Source organism: Janthinobacterium sp. CG_23.4 (genome assembly GCF_029892305.1).
In the GTDB taxonomy this organism is placed as follows: domain Bacteria; phylum Pseudomonadota; class Gammaproteobacteria; order Burkholderiales; family Burkholderiaceae_D; genus Janthinobacterium; species Janthinobacterium lividum_D.
The window spans coordinates 3,423,259-3,447,148 of record NZ_JARXUX010000001.1; the positions used below are offsets into that span (position 1 = coordinate 3,423,259).

16 protein-coding genes and 1 tRNA gene are annotated in these 23,890 nt (G+C 57.3%); 2 read left to right on the forward strand and 15 right to left on the reverse strand.

The annotated features are described in order from the left end of the window. Nucleotides 1-247: 247 nt before the first annotated feature. From H4V96_RS15380 to H4V96_RS15405, 6 genes are all read right to left on the reverse strand, one after another. The gene (locus H4V96_RS15380) at nucleotides 248-1,006 is read right to left on the reverse strand and encodes a siderophore ferric iron reductase (protein WP_196855897.1); all 759 of its coding nucleotides are present in this window, start codon (nucleotides 1,004-1,006) and stop codon (nucleotides 248-250) included. Nucleotides 1,007-1,101: 95 nt separating this feature from the next. Beyond that, complete coding sequence (locus H4V96_RS15385) at nucleotides 1,102-3,270, reverse strand: TonB-dependent siderophore receptor (RefSeq protein WP_196855898.1); 2,169 nt, start codon at nucleotides 3,268-3,270, stop codon at nucleotides 1,102-1,104. Nucleotides 3,271-3,343: 73 nt separating this feature from the next. After that, nucleotides 3,344-5,752 (reverse strand): GNAT family N-acetyltransferase, encoded by a 2,409-nt coding sequence (locus H4V96_RS15390; RefSeq protein WP_196854858.1) that lies wholly within the window; start codon nucleotides 5,750-5,752, stop codon nucleotides 3,344-3,346. After that, on the reverse strand, nucleotides 5,749-6,918 hold the full coding sequence (locus H4V96_RS15395; RefSeq protein WP_196854857.1) for an MFS transporter: 1,170 nt from the start codon (nucleotides 6,916-6,918) through the stop codon (nucleotides 5,749-5,751). The genes H4V96_RS15390 and H4V96_RS15395 overlap by 4 nt, the downstream gene beginning before the upstream one ends. Next, nucleotides 6,915-8,243, reverse strand: a complete 1,329-nt coding sequence (locus H4V96_RS15400) for a SidA/IucD/PvdA family monooxygenase (protein ID WP_196854856.1) — start codon at nucleotides 8,241-8,243, stop codon at nucleotides 6,915-6,917. Before H4V96_RS15400 ends, H4V96_RS15395 begins: the two co-directional genes overlap by 4 nt. 446 nt (nucleotides 8,244-8,689) lie before the next feature. Then, a complete protein-coding gene (locus H4V96_RS15405; RefSeq protein WP_196854855.1) occupies nucleotides 8,690-8,917 on the reverse strand; it encodes a hypothetical protein in 228 nt (75 codons plus the stop codon). Between the two features lie 697 nt (nucleotides 8,918-9,614). Between H4V96_RS15405 and H4V96_RS15410 the strand changes: the two genes are divergently transcribed. Continuing rightward, on the forward strand, nucleotides 9,615-9,926 hold the full coding sequence (locus tag H4V96_RS15410) for a hypothetical protein (RefSeq protein ID WP_280721039.1): 312 nt from the start codon (nucleotides 9,615-9,617) through the stop codon (nucleotides 9,924-9,926). A gap of 358 nt (nucleotides 9,927-10,284) precedes the next feature. Here the strand turns inward: H4V96_RS15410 and H4V96_RS15415 are convergent. The 5 genes from H4V96_RS15415 to H4V96_RS15435 all read right to left on the reverse strand — a co-directional run bounded on the left by H4V96_RS15415 (nucleotide 10,285) and on the right by H4V96_RS15435 (nucleotide 16,992). Beyond that, nucleotides 10,285-10,361, reverse strand: a tRNA-Pro gene (locus tag H4V96_RS15415). 102 nt (nucleotides 10,362-10,463) lie between these two features. Beyond that, complete coding sequence (locus tag H4V96_RS15420; protein ID WP_010399948.1) at nucleotides 10,464-11,078, reverse strand: TetR/AcrR family transcriptional regulator; 615 nt, start codon at nucleotides 11,076-11,078, stop codon at nucleotides 10,464-10,466. A 69-nt stretch (nucleotides 11,079-11,147) separates the two neighbouring features. After that, the gene (adeC, locus tag H4V96_RS15425; protein ID WP_196854853.1) at nucleotides 11,148-12,599 is read right to left on the reverse strand and encodes an AdeC/AdeK/OprM family multidrug efflux complex outer membrane factor; all 1,452 of its coding nucleotides are present in this window, start codon (nucleotides 12,597-12,599) and stop codon (nucleotides 11,148-11,150) included. 1 nt (nucleotide 12,600) lies between these two features. Next, nucleotides 12,601-15,765 carry an efflux RND transporter permease subunit gene (locus H4V96_RS15430; protein WP_196854852.1) on the reverse strand — a complete coding sequence of 1,055 codons (3,165 nt, stop codon included), beginning with the start codon at nucleotides 15,763-15,765 and terminating at the stop codon, nucleotides 12,601-12,603. Between the two features lie 15 nt (nucleotides 15,766-15,780). Then, nucleotides 15,781-16,992, reverse strand: a complete 1,212-nt coding sequence (locus tag H4V96_RS15435) for an efflux RND transporter periplasmic adaptor subunit (protein ID WP_010399957.1) — start codon at nucleotides 16,990-16,992, stop codon at nucleotides 15,781-15,783. Nucleotides 16,993-17,298: 306 nt separating this feature from the next. On the opposite strand from H4V96_RS15435, the gene H4V96_RS15440 reads away from it, so the two are divergent. Beyond that, entirely contained in the window at nucleotides 17,299-17,469 is a 171-nt protein-coding gene (locus H4V96_RS15440; RefSeq protein WP_196854851.1) for a hypothetical protein, read from the forward strand. Nucleotides 17,470-17,501: 32 nt separating this feature from the next. Here the strand turns inward: H4V96_RS15440 and H4V96_RS15445 are convergent, their stop codons facing one another. The 4 genes from H4V96_RS15445 to H4V96_RS15460 all read right to left on the reverse strand — a co-directional run bounded on the left by H4V96_RS15445 (nucleotide 17,502) and on the right by H4V96_RS15460 (nucleotide 23,870). Continuing rightward, nucleotides 17,502-19,388: an MFS transporter gene (locus H4V96_RS15445; RefSeq protein WP_196854850.1), complete on the reverse strand. Its 1,887-nt coding sequence runs from the start codon at nucleotides 19,386-19,388 to the stop codon at nucleotides 17,502-17,504. Between the two features lie 408 nt (nucleotides 19,389-19,796). Beyond that, nucleotides 19,797-20,870, reverse strand: coding sequence for an ABC transporter ATP-binding protein (locus H4V96_RS15450; protein ID WP_010399963.1), 1,074 nt, complete (start codon nucleotides 20,868-20,870; stop codon nucleotides 19,797-19,799). Nucleotides 20,871-20,903: 33 nt separating this feature from the next. After that, the gene (locus H4V96_RS15455; RefSeq protein ID WP_196854849.1) at nucleotides 20,904-22,694 is read right to left on the reverse strand and encodes an iron ABC transporter permease; all 1,791 of its coding nucleotides are present in this window, start codon (nucleotides 22,692-22,694) and stop codon (nucleotides 20,904-20,906) included. A 78-nt stretch (nucleotides 22,695-22,772) separates the two neighbouring features. Next, entirely contained in the window at nucleotides 22,773-23,870 is a 1,098-nt protein-coding gene (locus tag H4V96_RS15460; protein ID WP_196854848.1) for an ABC transporter substrate-binding protein, read from the reverse strand. Nucleotides 23,871-23,890: the final 20 nt, after the last annotated feature.

Consider the following 23,890-nt stretch of genomic DNA (forward strand, 5'->3'; position numbering starts at 1 on the left):
GACACGAATAAGGGCAAGGGCAAGGACAAGACTAACAAACTCCGCCAGCCTCACTTTTACCAGTACGCAAAAATCAGCGCGCCTGCGCCAACAATACCCACCTTGCGAAAATTCACGCCTACCTGCTGATATCAAGGTAATGCGCCGCCAGCGACACCGATATTGCCGATGCCAAACTTGCGTTCATCAAGCGCTTGCCACTCACGTTCAATGCACACAGTACCCGGCTACTGTTTGCAGATTTGCGCTAATCGGAGGCTGCGCAATATGCCATTCGTAAAATCTGATGGCGTTCTTGCATGCTGCGTTTGGGGCAGTCATGGCACTTTTCCCCATCAGCGCGACGAAAATGCTGGCAGCACGATTGTCTGCAGATGGCAAGGCGTGGTGCTTGCTTTTCCATTTTTACTTCTATCACTGCATCGGTGCAGGGCAGTTGCAGCGCATCAAGCCATTGTTGGCTCCAGTATTTTATGTCGCTATTGGCTATCGTCTTTCGATGTTGCTGGGCATGTAGCAGTGCCGACGTTACGCAATCGGCCTCCAGCATATTGGCCAGTTTTTCTGGCAGTCTGGTGTGCTTGCATAATGCGAGATACAGCGACTCGCGCAGTACAACGATATTTGTTGCTGCAGTCTTAATCAAGCTCTCGGTTTTTGCGGTAAGTAGCGCTTGCTGCGGAAGAGAAAATCCGGCAACAAGCCCAGGGCGCAACGTTTGCCTCATCCCGTTCAGACTCGGTACACAGTGCGCTACATGTGTGCTGAGCACGCAAAGATATACCGGCTGCCATATCAACAGGTTCCAGCAACGACACGACCAGTAATGCGGACCGGCTTCCGGGTAGTTACTTTGCAAAAATTGAAACAGATGTTGTGCTGCCGATGCAGGCGCATGATCGACATCAATTGTCATGTGATGAGATTGCCCATGGCGACCGGCGATACTACCGTCCAGGCCAGGCAGAACCTGGCTGATCATGGCGAATAATTCTTGCAGTGACATGACACCTCATGAAGGCATGACAGCGTTGGAAAAGATCGCGGAGCAAGGTGCATCGCTTGCGTTATGCACCCTGATGTTTGCGCTGATGTGCCGGATCAGAAACGTTTGCGCAGCGTAGCGTTGATATTGCGCGGCTTGCCATACTGGTATTGGTCGTATTGGCCTAGCTGCGAGTAATAAGTCTTGTCGAACACGTTTTCCACATTCACCGTGAGCGACAGCTGCTTGTCAAACTCGTAGCGCGCCATCAGATTCCAGAGCGCGTAAGAACCTTCTTCCAGCTTGACCTTGCTGCGATCAGGTCGGTTGACGATATTGCTGTTCTGACTTTGCCAGTTGGCGCCGCCGCCTAAGGTCAGCTGATTCCATGCGCCCGGGAGCTGGTAGCTGCTGAAAAGTTTGAATTGACGGCGTGGCAAGGTGGTACTGAGTGCCTGCCCTTTATCGTCATGGCTGGAAAATACCGTATAGCCAGCAGTCAGGTTCCAGCCCTTGGCTAACTGGCCGGAAATTTCAGTTTCGAAACCGCGTGTCTTACCACTGCCGACGCTTTGATAGACCTGAACGCGTCCCGGCAGATACTGTCCAGGTACCGCTTGGGCTATGTGTTGGCGATCAATATCAAATACGGCGGCAGAGACATTGACTGCATTACCCAGCAAGGCTGCTTTGACGCCGATCTCCCGGTTCTGTCCAATTTCTGGTACCAGTGCTTTTGCATTGGCATCGAGCACGGTTTGCGGCGTGAAGATATCCGTATAACTGGCATAGACCGACGTGGTATCGGTGAGCGCATAATTGACGCCACCATAGAAGGAGAACTCCTTGTAGTCAGCATCGCTACGCGTACCGAAGTTGTTAGTCTTGCTGTGGTAGTTGGTGAAGCGTCCGCCGACAATGAGCGATAGCGGGTCGGTCAGCGACAGTTGCGTAACAGTGTAGAGTGCCTGCTGTTTGTTACGGCCATCGGAACCTATCGTACTGGTCGAACTCCATGCAGGCTCGGCTATGCCGTAGCCTGAAGTGAGGAAGTCACCGAGCGGTGGCAGTGCTGCGCTCGGATAGTAATACGGAGTATTAAGGCTTTGCTCGTTGAGATTCAAGCCTGCATTGAGCTTATGCTGGCGGCCCAACAATTGGTAATTTCCACTCAGGCGCAGGTCGCCAGCATGTTGAATGCGTGTCGCTTCAATCTTGCTGAAGGCACCACTGTTCAAACCCACATTGGTTTGCGCATTTGGTGCGCCGTAGACGTAGGCATTATTCATCTGCAGTTGGTTGTGACCATAAGCGAAGCTGGCTTGCAGTTGCCAATTTTCGTTGAGCGCATGTCTGAGACTGGCAAATCCATTGAACGCCGTAGTATCTGATTTAGACCAGGGCTGCGCCGTGGAGGACGAGCGCGGATAATTGGTTCTGCTGCCATCACTATAGAACAGCGGTAAGCCACCCGATATCGTGCCGTGAGTACGATTTTTTTGATAATCCATGCCGACTGTGAGGAGCGTATCGCTGCTCAGGTCAGTTTCGATCACGCCATAGAGAACGTCGCGCTGTTGCCGGTACCGGTCGAGGAAAGACTGGTTCTCCTGGTGCGCGCCGACCAGACGCCCACGCACGCTGCCGCTGGCATTGATAGGGCCGGCAACATCGACTTCGCTGCGCCAGGCATTCCACGCCCCCAGCCCAAGCAAGGCACTCCCCTGGAAATCGGCAGTCGGTTTTTTACGCATCAGATTGACCGAGGCCGAGGGATTGCCGGGGCCAGTGGTCAGGCCAGTAGCGCCGCGCACGACTTCCACACGGTCGTACAGCGCGGTGTCCATCGTATTGTCGCCATAGTTAAAACGGGTGTCATAGAAGGTGGGGACGCCATCGTACAAAATGTTAGTAATGCTCATGCCGCGTGAAAACAAGCTGAAACGGTCTGCCTCGTATTGTTTGGCACTCAAGCCCGTCGTGGCATTGATGACATCAATCACGCGTTCGAGCCGTTGGTCTTGCAAGCGTTGATGAGTAATCACACTGACCGATTGCGGTGTATCTCGCAGGGACAGATCAAGACCAGTTGCACTGGAGGCTCTGGGCGCGGTGTAGGACTGCGAATCTTCAGTCGTCGTTGACGATGGACGTTTGGCCGTGACGGTAATCTCGGTTAGCACGGCCGGATCGGAGCTCGTTTCGGCGCGAGCGACAGCTAGTTCTGTCAGGCTGGTGCTGGCCAATAATAAACCGAGGACTTTGCGTGTTTTAGCGCGCTTCATGAATCTGACTCTCTTTCTTGAACAGGAAGTCGATGGTTGTGGTCGTTGCGATTGTTCATATCTGGTCACTGGCTCAAGCCTTGCTGGACAGGCGGAACTGATGCAATGGGTTGTCGAGCATGCCGGCAAATTTCAGATTTTTTTCTCTGTCATCCAGATCTATCATTTGCTGGTTGTTATTGAGTTGCAGACGATTGAGGCAGGTACGCACAAAGTCGGGTTTGAACAGATCAAATTGACGATACTTAGCAGCAAACTGAGGGTGACTGCTTTGGTAGTTCGTCACGCAGCTTGCTACCGCTTGCCAGAATTGTGTTTCCGGTAAATTTGCCTGCCTGTCGAGCAGAGGTGCCAGGTAACGGAAGAAGCAGTCAAAAATATCGAGAAAGATGTAATTGATCTTCATATCGTCTTCGATCTTCACCGAGATACGATCCACGCCGGGTGGCAGTTGGCGATCACTGTTAAGTAGGCCAATCTCCTCGGCGATGTCCTTCATGAAGACAAATTGTGGAACGGCGTCTTCCAGAACGATAATCAGGTTTTCACCGTGCGGCATGAATACAAGGTCATAGGCAAAGAAGGCATGCAGAAGCGGGGTCAGATACGTATCCAGATAGCGCTGCAGCCACTCGTGGGCATCAAGACCTGAGCGTTTGACGAGTGCCGCAGCCAGCGAGTGGCCCTCGTTATCGACATGCAGTAGCGAGGCCATCGTCATCAATTGCTGTCCTGCGCGCAGTTGAGTAACAGGACTCTCGCGCCAGAGGGCTGACAGCATTTTTTTGTACGGCGTATCTTTTTCTACCGCGGCCTCAATATAGCGATTGTGATAACCAATGGAAGCGACCTCACGCAGTACTGTGAAGCGTTTTTCTTTGAAGACACTATCGGCAGCGACCAGCTCTGTGAGCCATTCATTGATTTGCGGCGTGGCACTCATGTAGTAAGGAGACAGACCGCGCATGAAGCCCATATTCAAAATAGATAGCGAAGTTTTGACGTAGCGACGCTGCGGCTTCGATATATTGAAGAAGGTACGGATAGATTGCTGGGCGAGATATTGGTCTTCGCTACTACCCAGATAGACGATATGCGCGTTCGCGATATCGGCAGCAAAACAGGTCGAGATTTTTTCACGCCACTGCCAGGGATGGACTGGCATGAAGTAGTAGTCGCCGATCTGGCAGTCGGCATCAGCAAGTCTGGATTTGAACGATGCCAGTGTGGCTTCGGACAGCTCCGAGGCCAGCAAAGTGGCATAGTCGAGTTCGTGCACACTGGAAAATTTGGCATGTGTTTTTGCCACGGCGATCCACTCCAGTTCCAGCGCAGTTGCACTCTCTGGCGCATAGCGCAAGAAATCCTGGCTGTCGAAGCCGATGCGTCCATTGTTGGCGATAAAAACCGGATGGCCTTCACTCATGCCAGTTTCTACTTGCTGATAAGATGCCTGCACCAGTTCTGCCGAGCTCAGTGTCTGCTTTACCTGCTTGAACGCTTTGCTGTTAAGTGTGGCGCTGATTTCATCGAGATAAATCGGCAGTTGTTGGGTGCTGATACCGAGCCGGTCTTTTAACTCAATGATCAAGGTGAGTGCATCGAGCGCAACTTCCGTATCGTGTTGAAATTTGCGTATGGACTGCGGCACGATATCCAAATGATCGAGCGCGTAACGCTGCGCCGTAAACACGTAACTGATCTCTTGCGCGCTGATATTTACGCGGTAGGTATTGGCCTCTTTTTGCGGCAACACCTCCAGCAGTTTTTCATGCGCAAATTCACTCAGTATTTTGCGTACCAGGTGACGATTTGCCTGTGCCCAATTGGCACTGTTGAGATGGCTGAGTGGATGTTGCAAAGTGGGAATGCGGATATCCATTGATGAAGTCCTCTGTGTCATGTTTGAAGGGTGATACAAGTGCATGCAGGCGGTGGCAAAATCGGCGCGACTGCAAAACGCCAGGCTGGCTAGTTTGTTGCTAAGCTGGATGTCTGCTTGATAGACAAAACCTGCTTTGCGATTAAGCGCATGGATTTTTTGGTTCCGCACATCTGGCTCGACCACGATGCGTTGAATCGAAGGCTCGTGAAACAGGAACTCCAGGATCAGTTCCAGCACGGCCTGAGTGAAGCCGTGCACAGGTTTTTCTGCCGGGCCCACAAAAAAATGCATGCCCCGGTCGCCAGCTTGTACCGGATAGTGTTGTCCTAGCTCGTCATGTGCAGGAGCGTAGCTTTCCATCAAAAAACTCAGCTCGTCTTTGACGATGCCAACGTAAGCATTGGCGTGTCCGCTCGTTTGCAACTGCTGATAAAAGCGGTGGACCTGATCCAGACTTTGTCCTTGCATGCCCCAAAAACGTGCATAGTCGAGGTTGAACCAACGATGCAGCACCGGTATGTCTTGCGCTTGCAGCAGGCGTATCTGCAAAGAACCCAGGCGGGCATGCTGCTTTTCAAAAAGAATGCTTGGTTTCATGCAGTCACCGCTTTCTTTGAGGAGACGTGACATAGCAAGGGATAGCTCAGCACAGAGAAGACAAAGCCAAGAGCGGCCAGCAAGAAAGGTGCAGAAAGCCCCTGGCTTGCCACCAGTGAGCCGGCAGTAAATGACGATCCAATCACGCCGAGGTTTTGAAACAGATTGATCAGGCTGTAGTCCCTGGCGTAGTCGTCTGGCCTACTTCGCTGGAAAAGCAGCACATCGAGGTGGACGGTGACCTGAAACATTGCCCAACCGAACAGGCAGCGTCCCAGCACGATAGCGACAGGCTGCGGCCAGGCTTGCAACAACAGTCCCAGCGCCCCCAGCATGAGACAGGGAAGCGGGCGATTGAGCAGTAAGTGGCTGCGACTGGCAGCATGATTGCTCCACAGTGCCAGCAGTGCCATGCCAGCCGGAATGGCAAACGCCAGACCCGATACCGTTGTGTTATCAATGCCGGAGACCAGTTGCCAGTGCTCTGCAAAGAAAGGGCGAACCAGATAGGCGCTGAAATAGAACAGCATCATCGCTATTCCCAACAGATACAGGGGACGGCGAGCGCGAGAGCTCGCACCATGGCCAAGTACCTGAGCCTCATCGGGTTTTTGCGTGACCTTGCCGCTGCACAGCAGGTAGATGCAGATCAGCGTCTGGATGGCATCACCGGCTGCCATAAACAAGAACACGTCTTCAACTGACCAGCGATCCAGTACAACACCGCCGATGATGGCGCCGAAAATGCCACCAAAGTGGATCACGATGGAAAGCAGGCTAGCCATGAAGACATGTCGCTCTGGCTTTTGCAGGCGCATCATGAAGGGGTAAATCAAGAGATAGCTGGCTTTGCAAGCAATCATGCACAGCGAGACCAGCCAAAACATCGCAAGTGACTCAATGTGCATGCAGTACAAACACAACAGGCCGGCCGCGATCTGAGTAATCACCAGCAATTTAATGACCGCCAGCTTGCGTGCGACTCTTGCCCAGATGGGCAGCGCCACGATCACGGTGGCACTCATTGCCGCCAGATATGCACCGACATGCTCGGGACTTTCCATCCCAAAGCGTTGCGCGAAGAACTGGGGGTAAAACGGAATGAGCATGGTGTCGCTGATGACAGCGACGACCGTCATCGATAGTAAAAAAAAGGCGGTATTCATGCAGCTCTAGCCTCTTCTGGGATGACTTCGCTACCCAGCGGCAGTACAAATTGCTGAAAGGCAATGCGCTGCTCAATGGCGTAATGTTCGACACCGGTGATTTCGCGCACGATAGTGGCATTGCGATAGCAAGCCATGCCCAGATCGGGCGTACTCAAACCGTGGCTGTATAAGCCAACGTTCTGCACAAATACTTCGCTGGCGGCATGATCGACACTGTAATTACGCGCGACGTCCAATCTTTTTTTCTCATCCCATCGCAGACGCGATCGGATTGGCGCCAGGAACTCAGGTAACTGGTAGTGATAACCGGTCGCCAGTACGAGTGCTTCGCTTTGCTGTTGGTAGTCCTGACCGGATTCAGTCTGGCGCAGCACCATGTCGTAACGATCCCTTACTTCGTCGTAATGGCAAAAACGCAGGTCGGCGTTGGTGAGCAAACGTGTGGCTATATCGCCGTTCAGGCGTTTGTTGTAGAGCAGATCAAAAATGTCGTTGATCAAGCTGAGATTAATGCCTTTATACAGGCCGTGCTGTTGCCGGATCAGTTGGTCGCGCTTAGTAGCGGGAAGAGCGTGAAAGTAATCGATGTAATCAGGCGAGGTCATTTCCAGCGTCAGCTTGCTGTATTCCAGCGGATAAAAGCGTGGCGAGCGCGTCAGCCAATTGAGCTGATAACCGCATCGGTCAATATCTTGCAGCAGGTCATAGTAAATTTCTGCTGCACTTTGACCACTGCCGATAATGGTGATGGAGCGCCTGCGTTGCAGGCTAGCTTTGTCGCGCAGATAACTGGCAGCATGTCGCGCACGCACACCTAGGTGGCGGCAGCACTCTGGAATAAACGGACTGGTGCCGGTGCCCAGTACCAGCTTATGCGCACGGTAAGTGCAGATTTGACCGCTGCGAAGGTCGCGGCTATGCACCAGGTATAGCGCTTCTGCTGCATCGTACTCCACACGTTCTACGCGGTTTCCCAAGCGGACGTTAGACAGCTGTGCAAGTGCCCACTGACAGTAAGCGTTGTACTCATTGCGCATCAGGAAAAAGCTTTCCTTGATATAGAAAGAGTAGAGCCGACCCTGCGTTTTAGCGTAATTGAGAAAACTGAAAGGGCTGGTGGGGTCGGCCAGCGTGACCAGGTCCGCCATGAATGGTGTTTGCAAAGTGGCGTTAGGCAACAGCATGCCCGCGTGCCATTCAAACTGCTCCACCTGATCCAGAAACAATGCGTTGACGTCGGTTAAGGGCTCGGTGAGACAAGCCAGACTGAGATTGAATGGGCCCAGGCCAATGGCGATGAAATCATAAGTTTGCAGCTGCATGAGACTTTTTCTCCAGGAGGATTGAGGCAAAAGTTCAATGAGGTAAAGCCCCAATTTTTATTGGCATAAAAAATTCATTACCTCCTTGTGCGAGGTGGCTGAATTGAACGAGTCGAACGTGCTGAGCAGCTTGCAGACCGATGGCTTGAGGTCAGGCAAGTACTGCGTTATGCGAGTGCGCGTTACCTGAAAATCCTGGGGGATGGTTTTGGCGGGGAAAGCAAACCGTTGCCTGTGGATCGTCGCAGGTTGTTGCCGTCTGGGTGGGGGTCGAGGACCTTCCTGGAGTAGCTATGATGTAGCTTTGATTGTCACAAGAAGAGTGGCTGCCGATAAGACTGGCGCTGTTTCTCTTTGATCTATCATGTCACAAGCTCTACAATAATTCAAATGCAAATGATAATCAATACCATTTCGCATAAAATAATATTATTTCGCAGCACATACTAAACGGTGGCACCTTTGCGCTGGAATGGATAGGCTGGGGCCGACGAGGTGATTTTGTCGACACGCAAGCTCGTTGGCGCGGCGTTTCCCGACAGCTTGATCAGCATGTCGGCTGTGCCGTCCGGCTTGCCGATGCTCTTGGTGCGCTTGGTCCGCTTGGTGCTCATGATCTCTGTCGCGACCACGGGGCCAGAGCAATCGGCCTTGAAATAGGTCTCGCCGGTCAAAGTCAGTTCCAGCGAACCGCTGTCGTCGCTGTTAAGTGCAATGACGAGCGATTGACGGTCATGATTGTCTCAGGCCGACTGCCAGGCGCCGACATACGCGGCCAGCGGCGCGGCGCTGCAAAAATCGCCGGCGCAGGCAGTACACGCAGAACGGATGCTTGGCCAGATCGGCGGCGCGAGCTTGCTGCCACTTGTAGCCATAGCCGCGCTGGGTGCTACTTGTCTTGTCTGCGCGCTAGTCGCCAGATGGCATCGTGGCGATGCCTGTGGGCGTGGCAGTAATGCGGGGCTAGAGGTTCGTGAGCTTCATAGGCCCAGCGCACGCGATACCCATCGGATCAGCCGGCGAGGGCGAGCAAAGGGAGCGTGAGCACTCACCTCCTTGCGTACCCATTAAGTCAAGCGCTCATGGTGCAGTTGTAACCCGGTCAGGTGGCAGAGGATGATCAGTGAATCTGCGGCTGCCGCGACGTTGACGACCATCTCAACAGGTGCAGCGACAACCTGCACCACATCAGCAGCGAGGCCGCCCGAGGATTTCAGTAGTCAGAACATGTGAACTTCAAATAGAAAGACGCCTACTACGCAACCTTATTGATGCTTTTAACAATAAATTAAAAACAATGCTATACTTTCTAAATTGCAATATAAGTTGTAATTTGAACGCATATCACTTGGACTTCTAGGGAGAAAAGACATGGGCTGGTTTGATTCAATCGTCGATTATGTTTGTGAAAATCCAATTAAATCTGTCGCAATGCTTGGTGTCGGCATTGCAACGGGGGGGACAGCATTTGCCTTTGCTCCAGCGATTGGCGCAGCAGCCAGCGTTGCGGGCCTTGGTGTTGCTGGTGGAACGCTCACTGGCGCCGCAGCTTCTTCCGCTGGCTTAGCCGCACTCGGTGGGGGTAGCCTGGCAGCAGGCGGACTAGGCATGGCCGGCGGCACGGCTGCTGTAACCGCTGCTGCCGCCGCCGCTGGAACCACTGTAGTGGCCGTAACAACGTAATCAGGTCAAAATCTTATCTTGGCGACTCTGCTTCAGAATAATTCCAAATTCTGAAGCAGGAAAATAAAAAGCCCGCGACCGTATGAACTGCCCCCGCCACCCCAATCTCGCGTGGCGCAAAGGATGGCAGCTTCCCACCTTCGGTGCACATCGGACCGCGCGCAATTGCTTGCGATTCGGCCGAGGTGGCCGCCTGGCAGCAAAAATGCATCACAGCGAGCAAGGGGAAAAGCTGAGGTTTCAAGACGTGCCGCGAGGGGTAATATGAGGCCGTTGATCTGTAGGGGTAAATGTAGGAGTAAAAATCGCGGACATGAAAAAGGCCAATCCGAAGATTGGCCTAAGTCTTTGATTCTTATGGTCGGGACGGGAAGATTCGAACTTCCGACCCCATGCACCCCATGCATGTACGCTACCAGGCTGCGCTACGCCCCGACGAGGTGGGAATTATAGCAGAGGCTTTTAGGTTTTTGCCATGCTTTACGCAGGATTCATATTGAACTGCGCAAAGTTTTTTTCAGCCTGGAGGGAAGCGTTCTACTCGCCCAGCAGCAATGCCGTCAAGACGATGCGGAAACCAGCGATCAAGGGTTCGGCCTTGACCTCGGGATTATGCACCAGCCGCACCGGCAAGCCCTGATACATGGCGATCATGGTATTGAGGCGGCCTTCCAGCATCTCTTCGTCAGCGGGCAAGCCGCGCTTGATGCGCGCATCCCGGATAATGGATAGCAGCAGCTGGCGCGAGCGCTGGTCCGCGCAGTGCAACATGTCCGCGATGACGGGGTTGCGCGACGCCTCGGCAAAAATTTCCAACGGCATCACCCAGGTTTTCGGGTCCAGCTTCTCCATCACATGTTCGCTGGCATTATCGACCACGGCCTGCAGCGGGTCATCGCGCTGCGCCAGGTCCTGAATCATATTGGTGACACGCTCCATCTTCTGAATAACGAAGGCGGCGATGATGGCATCCTTGCTATCGAAATAGTTATAGATGTGGCCCGCGCTCATGCCGGCCGCCTTGGATATCTCGGCCATGCTGGCGCCGTGAAAGCCGCGGCGACTGAAACAGCTTTCGGCCGCATCGAGTACCTGCTTGCGGCGCGTGTTGGCGCGCTCGGGATCGGGGTGCTTCTTTTCAACTTGCTTCATGACTTTTCCAGTAGCGCGCCAGCCCTGCCCCTGCGGACAAGGGCAAGGCCGGCGTCGGCGTCCCCGTGATTATTGGACGCCGCCAGCGGCTGCGACGGCTGTCTGCTCAGGCTGCCAACCGCCGCCCAGCACCTTGTACAAGGTCACCAGGTTGGTCGATTTGGCCAGGCGCGCCGTAATCAGGCTTTGCTGCGCCGAGTACAGCGCGCGCTGGGCCACCAGCGCGTTCAAGTAGGATTCGGCACCCTGCTTGTAGCGCGCGTCGTGGATGGCGTAGCTCTTCGTCGACGCTGCGACCAGCGCAACCTGCGATTGCAAGCGCTCGTCGATGGTGCCACGCTGGGCCAGCGCATCGGACACTTCACGGAAGGCGACCTGGATCGCCTTTTCATATTGCGCCACGGAGATTTCACGCTGCACCTTGGCGATATCGAGGTTGGCGCGATTCACGCCGGCATCGAAGATCGGCAAGCTGATCTTTGGAATGAAGCTCCACGTGCCGCTGCCTGCATTGAACAGGCCCGACAGGTTGTCGCTGAGCGAACCGGCCGTCGCCGTCAGCGAAATGCGCGGAAAGAAAGCCGCGCGCGCCGCACCGATGTTGGCATTCGCCGCACGCAGGGTACGCTCGGCCGCCAGCACGTCGGGACGGCGCTGCAGCACGTCCGACGGCAAGCCGGACGGAATATCTGCCAGGGCGGTCACAGTGCCGAACTCGGCTGGCGGCAGCAAGTCGGCCGGCACGGGACCGCCGACCAGCAAGGCCAGCGCATTTTGATCCAGCGCCACCTGGCTGGTAAACACAGCCACGTCGGAACGGGCCGACTCGACGCTGGTCTGGGCATCGTACTTGTCCAGGCCGGAAGTAGCACCGGCATTGAAGCGACGCACGGCCAGCTCATACGACGACTGCTGGCTCTTCAAGGTATCTTGCGCCACGCGCAGGCGCTGCTGGTCGGCCACCAGGTTCAGATAGGTGCTGGCCACTTCGGCCACCAGGCTGATCTGCTGCGCACTGCGTGCTTCTTGCGTGCCCAGGAATTGCTCCAACGCACTGTCGGACAGGCTGCGCACGCGACCGAAGAAGTCCAGCTCGTAGGCCGACACGCCCAGGTTCGCCGTGTACTGGCGATTGATGGACGCTTCGCCGTTGGCGCTGGCGTTCTTCGGCACGCGCGTGGCCGTCTGGCCGCCCGAGGCCGACAAGGTCGGCATCAGGGCGGCGCGTTCGATGCCGTACGTGGCGCGCGCCTTCTCGATGTTCAGGATAGAGACGCGCAGGTCGCGGTTGTTGGCCAGCGCCAGTTCCAGTACCTGACGCAGGCGCGCATCGGCAAAGAACTCGCGCCAGGCGACGTCGGCCACCGGCTTGGCGGCGGCCGTGTCAGCCGTGTCGGCCTTGTAGGAAGGGCCCGTCGGCCACGCCGCAGGCGCCGGTGCTGCCGGACGCTCATACGTGGGAGCCAGGCTGCAACCGGCCAGCAAAGCCAGTGCCGCCATGGAGAGTAGCGTTTTTTTCATATTAATGCGCATCCTTAGAAAGCGTGACGGCTGGCGAGCCAGGCGTCGCCGGCGTGGCTGGCGCATCGGGCTTCGAGAAGAAGCCGCGCACCAGCACGAAGAACACCGGCACGAAGAAGATACCGAGGAAGGTGGCCGTCAACATGCCGCCCAGCACGCCGATACCGATGGCGTTCTGGCTGCCGGAACCGGCGCCGCTGGAAATGGCCAGTGGCAACACGCCCAGACCGAAAGCAATCGAGGTCATCAGAATCGGCCGCAGACGCAGACGCACCGCATGCAAGGTCGCGTCCAGCAGCGACATGCCCGATTCCTGCATTTCCTTGGCAAACTCGACGATCAGAATCGCGTTCTTCGCCGACAGGCCCACCACCGTGAGCAAGCCCACCTGGAAGTACACATCATTCGACAAGCCAAACATCCACGTGCCCAGCACGGCGCCGATCACACCCAGCGGCACCACCAGCAGCACGGAGAACGGGATCGACCAGCTTTCATACAGCGCAGCCAGGCACAGGAAGACGATCAGCAAGGACAGCGCATACAGCTGCGGCGTCTGCGAACCGGATTCACGCTCTTCCAGCGACACGCCGGTCCAGCTGAAACCTATGCCCGGCGGCAACTGCGCCACCATCGCTTCCATCGCATTCATGGCCGCACCCGTGCTCTGGCCCGGCGCCGGCGTACCCAGGATCTCTACCGACGGCAAGCCGTTGTAGCGTTCCAGGCGTGGCGACGCATAAATCCACTTGCCAGTGGCAAAGGCCGAGAAAGGCACCATCTGGCCAGCGCTATTGCGCACGAACCACTTGTTCAAGTCTTCCGGCAGCATGCGCGATTCGGCATTGCCCTGCATGAACACTTTCTTCACGCGACCACGGTCGAGGAAGTCGTTGACATAGGAACTACCCCAGCCCACGCTCAGCACGCGGTTGATTTCCGATATCTGCAAGCCCAGCGCGGTAGCTTTCTGCTGGTCGATATCGATCTTGTACTGCGGCGTATCTTCCTGGCCGTTCGGGCGCACGCCGACCATGGCCGGGTTTTTCGACGCCATACCCAGCAACTGATTACGCGCGGCCATCAAGGCGTCATGGCCGACACCGCCAACATCTTGCAACTGCATGTCGAAACCGGTGGCATTACCCAGTTCCAGCACGGCAGGCGGTGCAAACGTAAACACCATCGCATCCTTGATCTGCAATAACTTGCCCATGGCGCGACCGGCCACGGCCGGCGCTTTTTGCGCCACGTCCTTGCGCAGCGCCCAGTCTTTCAGGCGCACGAAGGCGATACCCGTGTTCTGACCGTTACCGCCGAAGCTGAAACCGGCGACGGCAAACACGGAAGCGACGTTGTCTTTCTCGCTGTTCATGAAGTGCTCTTCGACTTGCTCGATCACTTTCAGGGTGCGCTCTTGCGTGGCGCCAGTCGGCAATTGAATCTGCGTAAACAAGATGCCCTGGTCTTCTTCCGGCAAGAACGATGTCGGCAAGCGCATGAAGAGCAATACCAGGCCGGCCAGCAGTATCACGTACAGCAACATCGAACGGCCACGGTGGCGTATCATGCTGCCGACCCAGCCCTGGTAGGTGTTGCTGCTGCTGTCGAAGCTACGGTTGAACCAACCAAAGAAACCCTTGTTGGTGGCGTGATGGCCTTTCTCGACCGGCTTGAGCAAGGTCGCGCACAAGGCTGGCGTAAATACCAGCGCGACGATGACAGAGAGCACCATCGACGAGACGATGGTGATCGAGAACTGGCGGTAAATCACGCCCGTCGAACCGCCAAAGAAGGCCATCGGCACGAACACGGCCGACAGTACCATGGCGATACCGACCAGCGCGCCGGTGATCTGCGTCATGGACTTGCGCGTCGCTTCCAGCGGCGACAAGCCCTCTTCGCTCATCACGCGCTCGACGTTTTCCACCACCACGATGGCATCATCGACCAGCAAACCAATGGCCAGCACCATGGCAAACATGGTGAGCGTATTGATCGAATAGCCAAACGCATTCAGGATGCCGAAGGTACCGAGCAGCACCACCGGCACGGCCATGGTCGGGATCAGCGTGGCGCGGAAGTTTTGCAGGAACAGATACATCACCAAAAATACCAGGATGACCGCTTCGACCAGGGTTTTGACCACTTCTTCGATCGACAGTTTCACGAACGGTGTCGTATCGAACGCCACCTGGTAGCTCATGCCTTCAGGGAATTGCTGGCTCAGCTTGCCCAGCATGGCTTTCGCCGCATTCGCCGTATCGAGCGCATTCGCGCCCGTCGCCAGCTTGATCGCCACGCCGGTGGCCGCATTGCCGTTGTAGCGGGCCACGGTGTTGTAGTTCTCGCGCCCCAGTTCCATGCTGGCCACGTCCTTCAGGTACACCATGGCACCGTTGGTGGTGGTTTTGAGCAAGATGGCACCGAACTGCTCGGCCGTTTGCAAGCGGCTTTGCGCCGATACGGTGGCGTTCAACTGCTGGCCCTTGACGGACGGCGTGCCGCCCAGTTCGCCGGCCGACACTTCCGCATTCTGCGCCTGCACGGCCGTAATCACATCGGCCGGGGTCAGGTTGAAGCTTTGCAGCTTGGCCGGATCGAGCCAGATGCGCATGGCGTACTGCGAACCGAACAGTGTTACATCGCCCACGCCAGCCACACGGCTGAGCGGATCGACGACGTTGGCGGCCACATAGTCGCTCAAGTCGGTCTGGTCCATCTTGCCGTTTTCAGAAATGAAGCCGAACACCATCAGGAAGTTCTTCGTCGCTTTCGAGACGACCAGGCCTTGTTGCGTGACAGCGGTCGGCAGCAGTGGCGTCGCCAGCTGCAGCTTGTTCTGTACCTGCACTTGGGCAATGTCCGGGTTGGTGCCACTGATGAACGTCAGCGTGATGCTGATGCCGCCAGTGGCATCGCTCGACGAGGCAATGTAGCGCAAGCCGTCGATACCCTTCATCTTTTGTTCGATGACCTGGGTCACCGCATCTTCCACCGTCTTGGCGGAAGCGCCAGGGTAGGAGCCGCTGATCGAAATCGACGGCGGCGCGATGCTCGGATACTGCGCGATCGGCAGGCTGAGGATCGAAATCACGCCGGCAAGCATGATGACGATGGCGATCACCCATGCAAAAATCGGGCGATCAATGAAAAAACGGGCCATTGATATTCTCCTCGATTAGTGGGCGCTGGCAGCCGATGCGGCGGCAGAAGCGGCAGCGGGCGCAGGAGCAGCTTCAGCCTTGGCCGGCACGGCAACGGCCGGGGCACCTGGCTTGACTTTTTGCAAGCCCTCCACGATCACGCGGTCGCCCGCAGCCAGGCCGGATGTCACGAGCCAGTCGTTGCCGACCGTGCCGCTGGTGGTCAGCACGCGTTGCTCGACCTTGTTTTCCTTGTTCAGTATCAAGGCCGTTGCCTGGCCCTTCTGGTTGCGCGTCACGCCCACTTGCGGCACGGTGATGGCTTTTTCATCGACGCCTGTTTCCAGCCGCGCACGCACGTACATGCCTGGCAGTAATTCACCTTTAGGGTTCGGGAACAGCGCGCGCAAGATCACGTTGCCGGTACTCGGATCGACTGTCACGCCGGAGAACTGCAGTTTGCCCGCTTCGCTGTACTTGCTGCCGTCGGGCAGGATCAGGTCAACCTTGGCCTGGCCTTCACCCACTTTTTTCAGCGAACCGTCCGCCATCTGGCGTTTCAGGCGCAGCAGGTCGGTACTCGACTGGGTCACGTCGACATAGATCGGGTCGAGCTGCTGCACGCTCGTCAGCGCTTCGGCCTGGCCCGCCGTCACCAGCGCGCCAGCTGTCACGCTCGAGCGGCTGGTGCGGCCGCTGATCGGCGCCGTCACGGTGCTGTATTTCAGATTGATATTCGCCAATTCCAGCGCTGCGGTGGCGGACTCGACATCTGCCTTGGCTTGCTCGAACGCGGCGACAGCGTCATCGTATTCCTGGCGGCTCACGCCTTCGATGGCAACCAATTCCTTGTAGCGTGCCGCTTTCGGGCCGGCCGTCAGCAGGTTGGCCTTGGCTTTCGACAGCGCGGCCTTGGACGAATTGGCAGCGGCCTGATAGGTGGCGGAATCGATCTGGTACAGCGCCGCGCCGGCTTTCACATCGCTACCCTCGACAAACAGGCGCTTCTGGATCAAACCGCCAACTTGCGGGCGCACGTCGGCGACCTGGTAAGCGTTCGTGCGGCCCGGCAATTCGGCACTCATCGGCAACGCGGCCGGATTCACGGTAAACACGACCACCTGTGGCGCTTGCTGCGCGCGAGGTGCTTCCTGTTTTTTACTGCAGCCGGCCATCACTACAGTGGCGCACAAAACAGCAATAGCGCCGCTCGTACGCGGCGACGTCAAGAAAAAGGTTGGTTGCATCTTGGACTTTCTGAAAAAGAAGCTGGCTAGTGTCGTTAGAAATGAGGAAATTTATTAACGCAGATCAAAGAATGAACGATCATTCTAAAATCGTCAAGCGTCGTTACAATTGAAACATAGTAACTTTCAAGTGGATTAAATTATCAATTTATAAACAAAATAAGGACAGCAACAGCGGCGGCAGGCCGGCAAAGTGGCGCCGGGACCTAGCCGCAGTGGTAAAACGGTAGAGCGGGAAAGGTATATTGAGTAACGACTTTAGCAGGCTCAAGATTTCTTTGCTGAACTGAGCGACAAGGATGCGATATGGGGGCGCAAGACGGGGCGCAATACAGGGCACAAGCGGCCTGGACACGCGCCCTCGCCGAGCTCAACGGGCGTCGCCGGCGTCGCCTGCTGCTCGCTGCGCTGTCCGAACTGGAACGGCAAAACCAGGCGCATGGCAATCACCGGTGCCGCTTGCGTATGCTGCAATAACGGGGCGTGCCGCTAGTGGCACGCAATGACGTTCATTTCCACTTGCCGCGCAATTCCTGCACCTTTTGTTGCAGCAACTCCGGCGTGGCGGCCTCGGGTGCCACCGGCATGCCCACGGCCAGCGACAAACGCGAACGCAAGCCAGCCTTGAAGGCGCGCTCGAACAGGTGGCCGTTGCGATGGCTCAACAGATGGCCCCACAAGCCGCGCAGCGCCAGCGGAATCACGGGCACCTTGCTGCGCTCGACGATTTTGGCGATACCGCCCTTGAATTCGCTGATCTGGCCCGTGCGCGTCAGCTTGCCTTCAGGGAAGATGCACACCAATTCCCCCTCGTGCAGCGCTTGCGCAATATCGATGAAGGCCCTTTCCATCAGGAAAGGATCTTCCTTGGCTGGCGCAATGGGGATGGCCTTGGCCGTGCGGAAAATCCAGCCCATCAGCGGCATCTTGAAGATGCGGTGGTCCATGACGAAACGGATGGGGCGAGGACTGGCCGCCATGATGACGATGGCGTCCACATAGCTGACATGGTTGCACACCAGCACCGCTGCGCCTTCCGCAGGGATACGCTCGGCATCGACGACATTCACCCGATGCACGGTCTGGATGAGTATCCACGCCAGGAAACGCATGAGAAATTCCGGCACCAGCGAAAAGATATAGACCGCCACCAGCGCATTGAGAATCGCCGTGACGAGGAACAGCTGCGGTATGCTAAAGCCCTGCCCCAGCAGTACGATGGCCACGCCAGCGGCCGCCACCATGAACAGGGCATTCAAGATATTCATGCCGGCAATGGTGCGCGAAATGTGTTTCGGGTCGCAGCGCGTCTGGATCAGGGCGAACAGGGGCACGATGAAGAAACTGCCAAACACGCCGATCATGACGATGTCGAGCAAGATACGCGGCACGCCCGCCTGGCTCACAAACGCCAGCGCGTCGACTACTTGCGTATTTGCATAGGCATTGCTGGCGAAATACAGGTCGATGCCGAACAGCGACAGGCCGATGGAACCAAACGGCACCAGGCCGATCTCGATCTTGTGGCCGGACAGGCGCTCGCACAGCAGGGAACCGGTGCCGATGCCGATGGAAAACACCGTCAGCAGCAGTACGAACACGCTATGGTCGCCATGCAGGAAATCCTTGGCATATACGGGGAACTGGGCCAGGATCAGGGCGCCATAAAACCAGAACCAGGAATTGCCCAGCATGGCGAGGAAGACGGGGCGGTTCTTGCGTGAAAAATTCAGGTTGCGCCACGATTCGGCGACAAAGTTCAAACTTACCTTCAAGTCCGGCTCGGGCGCAGGCGTGCGCGGCACGCGATAGCTGGCGAGCAGGCCGAAGACGGCCACGGCAATCGTGGCGCCGGCCACCAGTTCCACGCCCAACGGCTTGTGCACAATCAAGACGGCGCCCAGGATTTCACCCAATAGAATGCCGACGAAGGTGCCCATCTCGATCAGGCCATTGCCGCCGACCAATTCCTCGCGTTTTAGCTGCTGCGGCAGATAGGCATACTTGACGGGGCCGAACAGGGTCGAATGCACGCCCATGCCAACCACGGCGGCCACCAGCAGCCACAGCGTATGCGTCATCCAGCCGACGGCGGCCACCGCCATGATCGCCAGTTCCATCCATTTGACGAAACGCGCCAGGCCCGCCTTTTCGAATTTGTCGGCCAACTGGCCCGCCGTGGCCGAGAACACGACATAGGGCAGGATGAACAGGCCAGGAATCAGGTTGGTAATGGTGGACGGGTCTAGCGTGGTCCAGCTCAGTGCATCGTAGGCAAGGATCACCATCAGGGCCGTCTTGAACAGATTGTCGTTGAAGGCGCCAAAGAACTGGGTCCAGAAGAAGGGCCCGAAACGGCGCTGCGACAATAAGGAAAACTGGCTGCTTTGACTCATGGCATGGGAGGAGGCGGGCTGAAGGAATCGCTAAAATACAGCACTATCCTGCGCACGACAATGTGAATGTCGTCCTCTTGCCCGGCGTCAATACAAAAAGTACGCCGCGGCCAATGCCAGTGATGCAGCCGAGCAGGGCTAGCCACTTGCCTTGGTCCGACTAAAATCGCCGGCCTCAGGGCAATAAAACACCGCACTCGTAGCGTGGGGCCTGGCGTTTGCTATCGCAGATCAAGAATGAACAGCCGCCCGCGCGATAACATGACGCGCCAGATCGACGTCGTCACGGTCGACTCCATCGTGCGCTTCATGCGCCAGCGCGAAGCGTCGGTGCAGGAAATCGTGGTGCAGGGGAATGAAGGCACTTGCTGCACGAACGAGGTGGCCGGGATGGCCACCTCGGCACCGTTAAAACACCCAGAGCTTATCGGCTGGCATGTGCAGCCAGTACTTGCCCGCTTCGAGCTTGTGGCGCGAATACGCGCGCAGGCTGATGTTCTCGGCACCAGCGCGCTCGAACAGGCATTCCCAGCGGTCGCCCAAATACATGCAGGTCAGCAGCGGCAACTCGATGGCGTTGTCCACCTGCGTGGCGCTGATCTTCACCTCTTCGACGCGGATCATGGTGGTGACGTCCGTGCCGACATTGGCGCCACGCGCCACGCCCTGCATGGCGGCGCCATCGATCAGCAGGCCCACGGCACTGCCATTACGCTGCAGCACCTTGCCGGGCAGGCGGTTGTTACTGCCCATGAATTCGGCCGTAAACAGGGTGTCGGGCGTTTCATACATGCTTTGCGGCGTGCCCTGCTGCTCGATCCTGCCGTTATTGAGCAGCAAGATACGGTCGGAAATGGCCATCGCCTCGCCCTGGTCATGCGTCACCATCAGGGCTGACAGGCCCAGGCGCACGATCAGTTCGCGCAGGAAGGCGCGCGCTTCCTCGCGCAACTTGGCGTCCAGGTTCGACAGCGGTTCGTCGAGCAGGATCACGGGTGGGTTGTACACCAGCGCTCGAGCGATTGCCACGCGCTGCTGTTGGCCACCGGACAGCTGATGCGGATAGCGTTCGCCCAAATGACCGAGACCCAGCTGCGTCAGTACTTCCTTGATGCGCGCGGCGATTTCCGTGCTGCCCATCTTGCGCAATTTGAGCCCATAGGCGACGTTGTCGAACACGGTCTTGTGCGGCCACAGCGCGTACGACTGGAACACCAGGCCCAGGTTGCGATGCTCGGCCGGCATCTCGAAGTGTTTCGCGCCATCGTAGACATTGCGCTCGCCGATCTCGATGGTGCCCGCCTTCGGGCTTTCCAGCCCGGCGACGGCGCGCAGCAAGGTCGTCTTGCCACTCCCCGAAGGCCCCAGCAAGGCGACCACTTCGCCTTTTTTCAGGTGCATGGAGACACCCTTCAGTATCTGGTTGGCCGCAGCGCCAGTGCCGTAGTCCAGGTACAACTCATTGACGGTCAATTCATTCATGATGTGGTCTCAGTCTATTTTTAGTTATGCAGCTCAGTTATGCAACTTCACGCCAAAGCGCAGCGCGATGCCCAGGCCGATGGCCACCAGGGTGATATTGATGAAGGACAGCGCCGCCACCAGGTCGGTCGAGCCGCCAGCCCACAGCGATACCAACATGGCGCCGATCACTTCCGTACCCGGCGAAAGCAGGTACACGCCGGTCGAATATTCACGCTCGAAGATCAGGAAGACCATCAGCCAGGCGCCCAGCAAGCCGTATTTGATCAGCGGCAAGGTCACGTCGCGCGTCACCTGGCCGCGGCTGGCGCCGACGGCGCGCGCCGCCTCTTCCAGCTCCGGTCCCACTTGCAGCAGCGCGGTAGAAATGAGGCGCATGCCGTACGCCATCCATACCACCGAATACGCCAGCCACAGGGCGAAGATGGTCGAGCGCACTTCGCGCAGCACGGGTATGACATGGCCACTCAGCCATAGGGCCACGCTGTTGTCCATGCCCTTGAGCATGCCGTCAAGCCAGGCTGGCACGAACAGGAACACCCACAGGAACGACAGGCCGGCCAGCAGGCCCGGCACGGCGCGCGGCACCAGCACGCTGTAGTCGAGCAGGCGCGTGATGCCGTCCTGCTTGCGGTGCATGGCCAGCGCGATGAAGCTGTAGCAGCCCACGGCCAGGGCGCCGCCGACGACACCGATCAGGATGGTGTTGACGATGCCGCGCACCAGCGATGGCTGCTCGAAAATATCGCGGAAATGCTGCAGTGTCAGCACGTCGGCCAAGTGCACGCCTTCGCCCCAGTACTGCACGAAGGAGCGCAATACGATACCCGTCAACGGCAAGATGATGGTGAAGATCAGCCAGCCGGCCAGCAAGGCAAAGGCCAGCCATTTCCAGCGACCCAGCGGCATGGCCTTGCTGCGCGCGCCCTTGCCCTTGATCGACACATACTTGTTGGCCGACTTGAGCAACCAGCGCTGTAGCATCACCAGCGGCATGGTCACCATCACCAGGCAGACGGCGACGGCGGCCATCAGATGGTAGGACGGCGTGCCCAGCTTGTTGGTCAGCTTGTACAGGTAGGTCGGCAGCACCAGATGGCCTTCCGGATCACCGAGCACCAGCACCAGGCCGAATACTTCAAAGCCAAGGAAGAACACCAGCACGCCCGCATATGCCAGCGCCGGCATGATCATCGGCAGCGACACATTGAGCATCACCTGGATCGGCGAGGCGCCGGCCACGCGGGCCGCTTCTTCGACATCGGAACCGAGGCTTTTCAGCGCCGAGGAGGCGTACAAGTAGACGTGCGGCACGTGCGTCAGGCCGGCGATGATGACGATGCTGGTGAACGAGTAAATATTCCAGGGCACGAAGCCGAGCAACTCCTTGGCCCATATCGAGTAAAAGCCCACGGGGCCCATCGAGACGACGTAGCCAAAGCCCATCACCATCGGCGAGACAAAAATGGGCACCAGCAGCATCGGCGCCACCCAGCCGCGGCCGGGCAAGTCGGTGCGCACCATCAGAAAGGCCAGCATGCCGCCCAGCGGCACGGCGATGACGGTCAGGCCGAAGGCCAGCATCAGGCCATTCTTGAAGGCCATGGCAAAATCGGGATCATCGAAGATGAAACGGTAGGAATCAAAGCCCAATTCGCGCACGGGCATGAAAAACGGCGCGTTCAAAAAGCTCTGGTAAAAAATCAGGAACAGCGGGAGGAAAATGGCGATCAGCGTGATCGTCACGACCACGCCGCGCGACCAGTTCAGGCGCGACAAGGGAGAGCGCGACCGTGCAGGCAGCGGCAAGATGGCAGTTTGCATGATGAATCCAATGTATGAAGGGGGCGGCGTGCGCCCGCGAGCCAGGCTCGCGGGCGGCCAAGACGGCGTTGGCTATTCCTACTTCTTGCCGGCGGTCTCTTTCCACTGCTTCAGGAAGGCCATGCGCTTGGCAGGTCCCAAAAACTGCAGGATGATCGGGTGTACGGGAATCGGCTTGACATTGGCTGCGCCGATTTGCTTGATCAGGTCGGCCGACGTGGTTTCGCCCGTGACGTCGGCGCGGATGGCGAATAGCTTGGCGCCATTGGCAATGATGGTCTGGCCGCGCTGCGACAAGATGTAATCGAGCCATAGCTTGCTGGCGTTGACGTTCTTCGCATTCTTGTTGATGAACTGCACGCGCGACAGGATCAGGGTGTAATCCTTGGGCAGCACCACGCCGATAGACGGATCGGTCTTGGCGCGCACCAGCGCATAAGAACCCAGCACGTTGTAGCCGATCAGGTTTTCCCCCGAGGAGATGCGCTCCATCATGGTGCCCGTCGACGACTGCACGCGCACCTTGGCCGTGCCGAACGCGTTTTGCAGCGCCAGAAATTGCGGGTATTCCTTGGCATCCTGCGCCATGAACATGAAGCCCACGCCCGATTTTTCGATATCGTAGGTGGTGACCTTGTCCTTGAATTTCGGCGTGGCGATCAGCTTGACGAAGTCGTCGTGATTCTTCGGCACTTCCTTCGGATCGAGCAAACGCTTGTTGTAGACGATGGCGGCCGGCTCGAATGTGGTGCCGTAAGCCTGGTCATCCCACATGGCCCAACCGGGAATCTTCGCCGCTTCGACCGATTTGTACTTGAGCGCATAACCATCGGAGGCCAGGCGCATCTGCAAGTCCATCGCCGACGACCACATCACATCGGCCGTATTGCCGCCGGCGGCCACTTCGGAAATGAAACGGTTATACACTTCGGTGGAATTCATGTCGTTGTATTCGACCGAGATGCCGGGATACAGGGCGCTGAAGTCCTTGATCAGCGGAGCGGCAGCCTTGCTGTCGGTGGCGCTGTAGATCACCACCTTGCCTTCCTTCTTGGCCGCGTCGATGATCTTTTGATAGTCGGCCGGATAGCCGGCCGGCACTTGCGCAAATACGGCGCTGGCCAGGCTGGCAAACGCGGTGGCAAGGGCAGCTTGAAGCAGGGTCTTGGTTTGCATGGGGTTGTCTCCGTCTATGG

Coding starts and splice junctions, on each gene's coding strand:
- H4V96_RS15380 (WP_196855897.1), bottom strand. CDS start 1,006: ATGTCACTGCAAGAATTATTCGCCATGATCAGCCAGGTTCTGCCTGGC.
- H4V96_RS15385 (WP_196855898.1), bottom strand. CDS start 3,270: ATGAAGCGCGCTAAAACACGCAAAGTCCTCGGTTTATTATTGGCCAGC.
- H4V96_RS15390 (WP_196854858.1), bottom strand. CDS start 5,752: ATGAAACCAAGCATTCTTTTTGAAAAGCAGCATGCCCGCCTGGGTTCT.
- H4V96_RS15395 (WP_196854857.1), bottom strand. CDS start 6,918: ATGAATACCGCCTTTTTTTTACTATCGATGACGGTCGTCGCTGTCATC.
- H4V96_RS15400 (WP_196854856.1), bottom strand. CDS start 8,243: ATGCAGCTGCAAACTTATGATTTCATCGCCATTGGCCTGGGCCCATTC.
- H4V96_RS15410 (WP_280721039.1), top strand. CDS start 9,615: ATGGGCTGGTTTGATTCAATCGTCGATTATGTTTGTGAAAATCCAATT.
- H4V96_RS15420 (WP_010399948.1), bottom strand. CDS start 11,078: ATGAAGCAAGTTGAAAAGAAGCACCCCGATCCCGAGCGCGCCAACACG.
- adeC (WP_196854853.1), bottom strand. CDS start 12,599: ATGAAAAAAACGCTACTCTCCATGGCGGCACTGGCTTTGCTGGCCGGT.
- H4V96_RS15430 (WP_196854852.1), bottom strand. CDS start 15,765: ATGGCCCGTTTTTTCATTGATCGCCCGATTTTTGCATGGGTGATCGCC.
- H4V96_RS15435 (WP_010399957.1), bottom strand. CDS start 16,992: ATGCAACCAACCTTTTTCTTGACGTCGCCGCGTACGAGCGGCGCTATT.
- H4V96_RS15440 (WP_196854851.1), top strand. CDS start 17,299: ATGGGGGCGCAAGACGGGGCGCAATACAGGGCACAAGCGGCCTGGACA.
- H4V96_RS15445 (WP_196854850.1), bottom strand. CDS start 19,388: ATGAGTCAAAGCAGCCAGTTTTCCTTATTGTCGCAGCGCCGTTTCGGG.
- H4V96_RS15450 (WP_010399963.1), bottom strand. CDS start 20,870: ATGAATGAATTGACCGTCAATGAGTTGTACCTGGACTACGGCACTGGC.
- H4V96_RS15455 (WP_196854849.1), bottom strand. CDS start 22,694: ATGCAAACTGCCATCTTGCCGCTGCCTGCACGGTCGCGCTCTCCCTTG.
- H4V96_RS15460 (WP_196854848.1), bottom strand. CDS start 23,870: ATGCAAACCAAGACCCTGCTTCAAGCTGCCCTTGCCACCGCGTTTGCC.